Below are 5,901 nucleotides of genomic sequence, written 5' to 3' on the forward strand. Positions count from 1 at the left end.
AGATTGGCAAAAAGACCGTTCCAGTAGGCATGGAAGATAAGATCATAAAACTCTATGCTTTAGATCAAGAGACAGCAGCACGTTTAAGAAAAGAATCAGACGCTTCTCGCAGAAGTTTTACGATCAGACCTTCTAACCCATTGAGTTGTAAAATTGTTGGTATGTTTGTTAGAGTTTTAGATGCTTGTTCACAAGAGGATTTAGAAGCATTCAAAACATTATTAGAGATGGTTAGCGAAGCGCAAAGAAAAGAAAATGCTACTGTTGTAGAGAAATATTAAAAAATCCTATTCCCTCACTTTTATCTACGCATCCCTCACCTTTAAAAATATATGAAGAATCAATAACTTAATAGCGCTATAAAGTTAGATGGCGCCCTAAGAAAGGACGTACTCGACAATATCTTTTTACACCTCAAAAAGAATTTTTGATTCGTAATTGAAATCTTATATGATGCTATGTGATAGCGCTATAGATGCTTGATATAAGGTGGTTTAGAAGGTGGTTTAATTTTTTCTAATTTCTAATAAATTACTGAAAAATAAGGGAAAATCCACATATCGTGGTGCGGACGGCGGGACTTGAACCCGCAAGGTCTTAGACCGGCAGATTTTAAGTCTGCTATGTTTACCGTTTTCATCACGTCCGCGATAAGAGCTCTCTCATAAGCTATATCTTTTATTGAATCAAGAATTAATGATAAGAGAAAATTTTTGTCTTTGGATAAAATTTTGACTGATAACAGTTGTCTTTATGGCTAGAAGAATCCTTAATAATATTAATAAAGCATGAAATGATTGGTGTTATGGGTAAATTTATTCAAGACTTAAATAAAGCTATGGTGGCTTTACATAAAGTATTTGCTGAAACATCACTTCAGAGAAATGATTTTCTTAGTCAAAAAATATGATGCAGAAATTTATTTGAAGCGTGAAGATTTAACACCGGTGCGATTTTATAAAATTCGCGGTACTTTCAATTTTGTTTCAAAAATTTGTTTTAAAAATGCTTAATACAATATCTCTAGATTCTGCATTTGTTTGTGCTTCAGCAGGGATCATGCGCAAGGTGTTTCTTTTGTTTGTCACTATTTTAAACGTAAAGGCGTAATTTTTATGCCTGTGATGACTCCGCAACAGAAAATTGATAAGACACGTATTTTTAGCAAAGAATTTATTGATATTCGTTTAGTTGGTGAGACGTTTGATCAATGTTATGCGGCTGCGCAATCTTTTGTTAGCCAGAGTGGGGGGGGGGATGGCGCTCCCTTTTGACGATATTCACATTATTACGGGGCAAGCGACAGTCTTGTATGAGTCTGTTTTACAATGGAAAAAATTTAATGGGGAGAGTGAGCCAGATTTAATGATTGTTCCTGTGGGCGGTGGTGGTTTGGCCAGTGGGGTGAGTAAGTTTTTACGGGAATATGGTTGGAAGACAGAGCTTCGTTTTGCTGAGCCTCAGAGAGCTGCAGGTTTGCTTGCTTGTTTGAAGAGTAGAAAACGTGTCAAACTTGAAAATATCGATACATTTGTCGATGGTGCTGCTGTGGCTGAAATTGGTGCATTAAATTACACAATACTGAAGCAATTTTCACCCGATTCTGTTATTATAGTTCCTGAAAATCGTGTTTGTTCTACCATGGTTGAAATGCTTAATGTTGAAGGTGTGGTTCTTGAACCAGCAGGTAGCTTTATCAATTGATGCTCTTAACAGTCTTTCTCCTCAAGAGCTGAGGGGCAAAAAATTCCTTCTTATTATTTCAGGTGGTAATTTTGATTTCGAGCGTTTGCCAGATATTAAAGAGCGTTCTTGGCGTTTTCAGGGTTTGAGACAGTGTTTTATTTTTAGTTTTCCGCAACATCCTGGTGCATTGCGTCATTTTCTTGCTACATTATCACTAGATGATGATATTGTACGCTTTGAATATCTTAAAAAAATCGGCGAGAAGCTTTGGTTCTGTGTTGATTGCAATTGAAACAAAAAAATACCATAACTTTCGTCTCCTAGAGGAAAAGTTTCAAGCTTTAGGTTGGCGATATCGTGATATTACCGATGATCAAACATTATTTGATTTTGTCATCTGAGAAGCAAAAATTTTTGTTAAAGTGAGAAATATTAATAATGAAGTCTGTTTTTTATTTTACACTAGGTCTGTCTGTATTTTTAAGTGTTGGTAGACCGAGTTTAGCATCTGAGCCAGCAATAATAAAAAAAGATGAATTTTTAAGATTAGTTGTTGATATCAATAATGCTATAAAGAATGGAGATTTTGCACTTCTTTCTGCTTATATGCCGGCTCGGCTTTTATAAAGAAATAGCGCGTCGATTGAATACAATAGAGGATGAATTACGTCGCAATTTCCTTGAACAATTGCGTGCTCAATTTGAGAATTTGCCTGCTGGTGCTTATCATTTAGATGAAACAAATATAAATTATTTGCAAACTGATAAAGGTGCTCTTTATGCTTTGATTCCAACGATTCTTGAAACAAAAAATCGCATTGTAGAATATAAAACTTTGGCAATTTTTGATAAAACACAATGGTATTTAATCTATGGTAGTCAGAAAACTGTAAAAAATCCAGTTTTTCTCGACATTTATTCCGATTTTTATAAGCTACATTTACCTAAAAAATAATAACAACGAAATAAATGCTTAAAATCTTAAAATATTGTGTTTCTAAATAATTTTCGTAAAGCTCTTGCTTTTTCATCATAATCCAACAATAATACAAAATGAAGGTGTTTAGGTTGGTTAACTAGCTTTCTGTAATGTGAAAATTTATGCGCCTTTACCTTGATTTCAGGGGACAGATGGCGTGCGCATTCGCTTTCAAGCGTTCTTTTACAGATTTGAAACATCAAGATCTTTTTTGCGCGGATCTTGAATAATAGAATTCAGCTTGTTACTTTGTTTAAAGTTGTGAGCTGAGGAAGATTGTATTTTGAATATAAATAATAAAGAAAATGTTTTTACAAAGTTAGGTTTGTCTGTTCTTTTGGTTAAAAATTTGCTCACTGCTGGTATGAATAAACCTAAGCCTATTCAAGAACAAGCAATTCCCCTAATGCTAAAAGGGCATGATGTTTTAGGTATTGCACAGACAGGTTCTGGAAAAACCTTAGCATTTGGTTTACCTATTTTAAGTCAGATTTTGACTTTGGGCAATAAGCGTTTCCCCAAAACTACGCGTGCTCTGATTTTGGTTCCCACGCGTGAACTTGCTGTTCAGATTGATGAAACAATTCGTGCTGTTTCGAAAGGAACGCATCTTTCGACATGTCTTATTTTTGGTGGGGTATCACGTTTAAAACAGATTAAACGCATGGCAGCAGGTGTGGATATTTTGATAGCAACACCAGGGCGTTTAAGAGATCTTGTTCGTGAAAAGTGCGTTGATCTTTCTCAATCTCGTTTTTTGGTTTTGGATGAAGCCGATCGTATGTTAGATATGGGGTTCATTAATGATGTACAGCACATTGCAAAGCTTTTGCATCAGGAGCGTCAGACAGCGCTTTTTTCTGCGACAATGGCGAAAGAAATTACCGCACTTGCAAAGAGTTTGCTTAATAATCCAGTAAAAGTGGAGGTTGCTCCTCAAGGGACGACAGCTGTGGAAATCACGCAAAAGTTATATTGTGTTCCTACACGTGAAAAAAAGAACGTTTTAGGTCAACTTTTAACAAATCCAGCTTTTTCTTCGGTTATTGTCTTTACCCGAACTAAACACGGTGCTGATGCTGTTACACGTAGTTTAACGAAGATAGGGTATTCTGTTGTGGCAATTCATGGAAATAAATCACAAAGTGCTCGGCAATCTGCATTGAAGGCTTTTCGTGAAAAATCTGTGCGGATTCTTGTTGCAACAGATATTGCAGCTCGCGGTATTGATATACCAGAAATAAGCCACGTTATTAATTATGATTTACCAGATGAAGCTGAAAGCTATGTGCATCGTATTGGTCGTACAGGACGCAATGGTGCATCTGGTGATGCACTTACACTTTTTGATGAAGGAGTAGAGGGTGCGCGGTTGCGTGCTGTAGAGCGCTTGATTCATATGAGATTAACACGTGAAACTCTTCCAGAGCAGTTTGCGACATTTCCAGAAAAGGCGATTGTATCAGAAGGTAGAAAAAAAGAAGGTGATCGGGAACTTTGTTTAAAAAAATCTAAACGTCGCAAGCAATTTCTAAATTGTAAAGATAAAGCTGAACAATTACAGAGTAAAAAATCTTTATCTCCAAATGAAAGACACAAAAAAGCAAAAGCAGCAGCGAAGCGTGCAAAGTCTTTCCGTCTCCGAAAGTCAGTGAAGAAGGCAGCTTGAGTAAAATATTTAGAATTGACCAGAGCTATTACTATAATTTCGCTTCCAAGTGCTTTTTTAGTATTTGTTTTGTGAACAATATTGTTGAGGTTGATTAATTTTAGACCACGCTCTGCAATCATGACTTGTATTATTATCGACGATGTATTTATATCAGTCATTTTATTTACAGCCATTTATAAGCATTTAGTCAGATTTGTCGGGGAAAAACATAAAGAAGAATTCTATTGAATGTTGCGATTATTGTGGGGTCTATACGTCAACCATCGTTAAAAAGAACTTTAGCTAATTGCTTGGCTGATTGTCTATTGATGCGGGGTGCATTGCTTCATTGGGTTGATTTGCGTGAACAGCCTTTGCCAATACTGATCAAGATTATCATCATCATGTAGAGGCTAATCCAAGTGTTGCGGTACGTCAATTTGTTAAAACAATCGCGGTGGCTGATGGTGTTATTCTCGCTAGCCCCCTTTTACCAAGGGTCTTATTCGGGTGTTTTAAAAAATGCTCTTGATAATTTGGCCTATGATGCCTTTTTAAGTAAACTGGTTGGGCTTATCTCTCCATGTTAGTACAGCTAAAATGTGCACAACCGTGTGAGCATTTATTGCGGTGGTGCGTACACTGTATGGTCATGCGCTACAATGTCAAGTTGCTTCGGTCAAAGAGGATTTTGCATCGGATGATGAAGGTTGTACATGGAAAGTTATAAAGTGAAGAGGTACGAGCACGTTGTAAGCGACTTGCTAATGAAATGTGCAAATTTTTAAACCAAAAGGGTAGGGGGTATAATAAAAAATGATGAGCAATATCGTTATTTAGTGGTAGGTGCCACTGGGATGCTTGTGCCCTGGTGTCAGTCGCTAGAGCTCCAAGAAGTGATTATTGCGGCGCGCTTTTTTTCTCATCGAGTCCAGCTTGAGGCATTGCAAAAAAACTATCTTTGTGTGTCGTTAAATTATTATTGCGCAACTTCGCGGGTGCAATTTTTAGAAGCTGTGACGCAATGGCACGGGCTAAAATATTTGCATATTGTGAGTTCGTTTGCTCGCCCATACATCTTCTTGCGAATTGATTGAGCGGTTGGCTCTTTTGGCTAAACCACCCTGTGTTCTTCATGTTTTTGGTTCCAATGCTAATGATAAGATGCTTGTTGATTGTGCACGCAAAAATAAGGTTGATTTAATATCAGTTAAATTAGGACGAAAAACAACACCAAATGGTTGGCGGTGGCTTTACCTATCAAGAAGATAAGCTCAACAGGTCTTGGACGCAATAAAAGGCCGTATGAATGAACTTAAATTTTAATTATTTGAGACGCTGAATTGAGTTAGGGGCCTTTTGTATATTCTTTTGAAGTGTAAATTTTGTTGTGGAGAGGGCAAAATCAAAGCCTGTCACTTTCTATGGTTCAGCTGGAGGGTGTCTCACACGAGATTTGGCAAAACAATCCTTGGAAGAATATTCTAGGGCTTTTAGGCGGTGTTGGTCAATTTGTTGCCCCTTATTTGGGGAAATAGGGAGAGAGGAAGTGATGGCAAATAAGAGCGAGAACATTTTATCAAGA

At 37.0% G+C, this 5,901-nt stretch carries 6 protein-coding genes, 1 tRNA gene and 2 pseudogenes; 7 read left to right on the forward strand and 2 right to left on the reverse strand.

Going from position 1 to position 5,901, the window contains the following annotated elements:
• The first annotated feature begins 2 nt into the window (after positions 1-2).
• Positions 3-281 carry an XRE family transcriptional regulator gene (locus HNQ69_RS07280; protein WP_343056896.1) on the forward strand — a complete coding sequence of 93 codons (279 nt, stop codon included), beginning with the start codon at positions 3-5 and terminating at the stop codon, positions 279-281.
• Positions 282-563: 282 nt separating this feature from the next.
• Here the strand turns inward: HNQ69_RS07280 and HNQ69_RS07285 are convergent.
• Positions 564-649 (reverse strand) — tRNA-Leu (locus HNQ69_RS07285).
• 144 nt (positions 650-793) lie between these two features.
• Here HNQ69_RS07285 and ilvA point away from each other — a divergent pair.
• From ilvA to HNQ69_RS08070, 5 genes and pseudogenes are all read left to right on the forward strand, one after another.
• Positions 794-2,087 (forward strand): annotated as a pseudogene (gene ilvA / locus HNQ69_RS07290) (threonine ammonia-lyase IlvA).
• 37 nt (positions 2,088-2,124) lie between these two features.
• Positions 2,125-2,641, forward strand: a pseudogene (locus HNQ69_RS07295) (hypothetical protein).
• Between the two features lie 313 nt (positions 2,642-2,954).
• Entirely contained in the window at positions 2,955-4,334 is a 1,380-nt protein-coding gene (locus HNQ69_RS07300) for a DEAD/DEAH box helicase (protein ID WP_425486692.1), read from the forward strand.
• A gap of 227 nt (positions 4,335-4,561) precedes the next feature.
• Positions 4,562-4,726, forward strand: coding sequence for an NAD(P)H-dependent oxidoreductase (locus tag HNQ69_RS08065; protein WP_246348555.1), 165 nt, complete (start codon positions 4,562-4,564; stop codon positions 4,724-4,726).
• Positions 4,727-4,780: 54 nt separating this feature from the next.
• Positions 4,781-4,906: an NAD(P)H-dependent oxidoreductase gene (locus HNQ69_RS08070; protein WP_246348558.1), complete on the forward strand. Its 126-nt coding sequence runs from the start codon at positions 4,781-4,783 to the stop codon at positions 4,904-4,906.
• 310 nt (positions 4,907-5,216) lie between these two features.
• Here HNQ69_RS08070 and HNQ69_RS08075 read toward each other — a convergent pair whose 3' ends face one another.
• Positions 5,217-5,390 carry a hypothetical protein gene (locus HNQ69_RS08075; protein ID WP_246348559.1) on the reverse strand — a complete coding sequence of 58 codons (174 nt, stop codon included), beginning with the start codon at positions 5,388-5,390 and terminating at the stop codon, positions 5,217-5,219.
• Between HNQ69_RS08075 and HNQ69_RS08080 the strand changes: the two genes are divergently transcribed.
• Entirely contained in the window at positions 5,379-5,588 is a 210-nt protein-coding gene (locus HNQ69_RS08080) for a hypothetical protein (RefSeq protein WP_246348561.1), read from the forward strand. The genes HNQ69_RS08075 and HNQ69_RS08080 overlap by 12 nt on opposite strands.
• Positions 5,589-5,901: the final 313 nt, after the last annotated feature.

This window comes from Bartonella callosciuri, assembly GCF_014203215.1.
Classification (GTDB): domain Bacteria; phylum Pseudomonadota; class Alphaproteobacteria; order Rhizobiales; family Rhizobiaceae; genus Bartonella; species Bartonella callosciuri.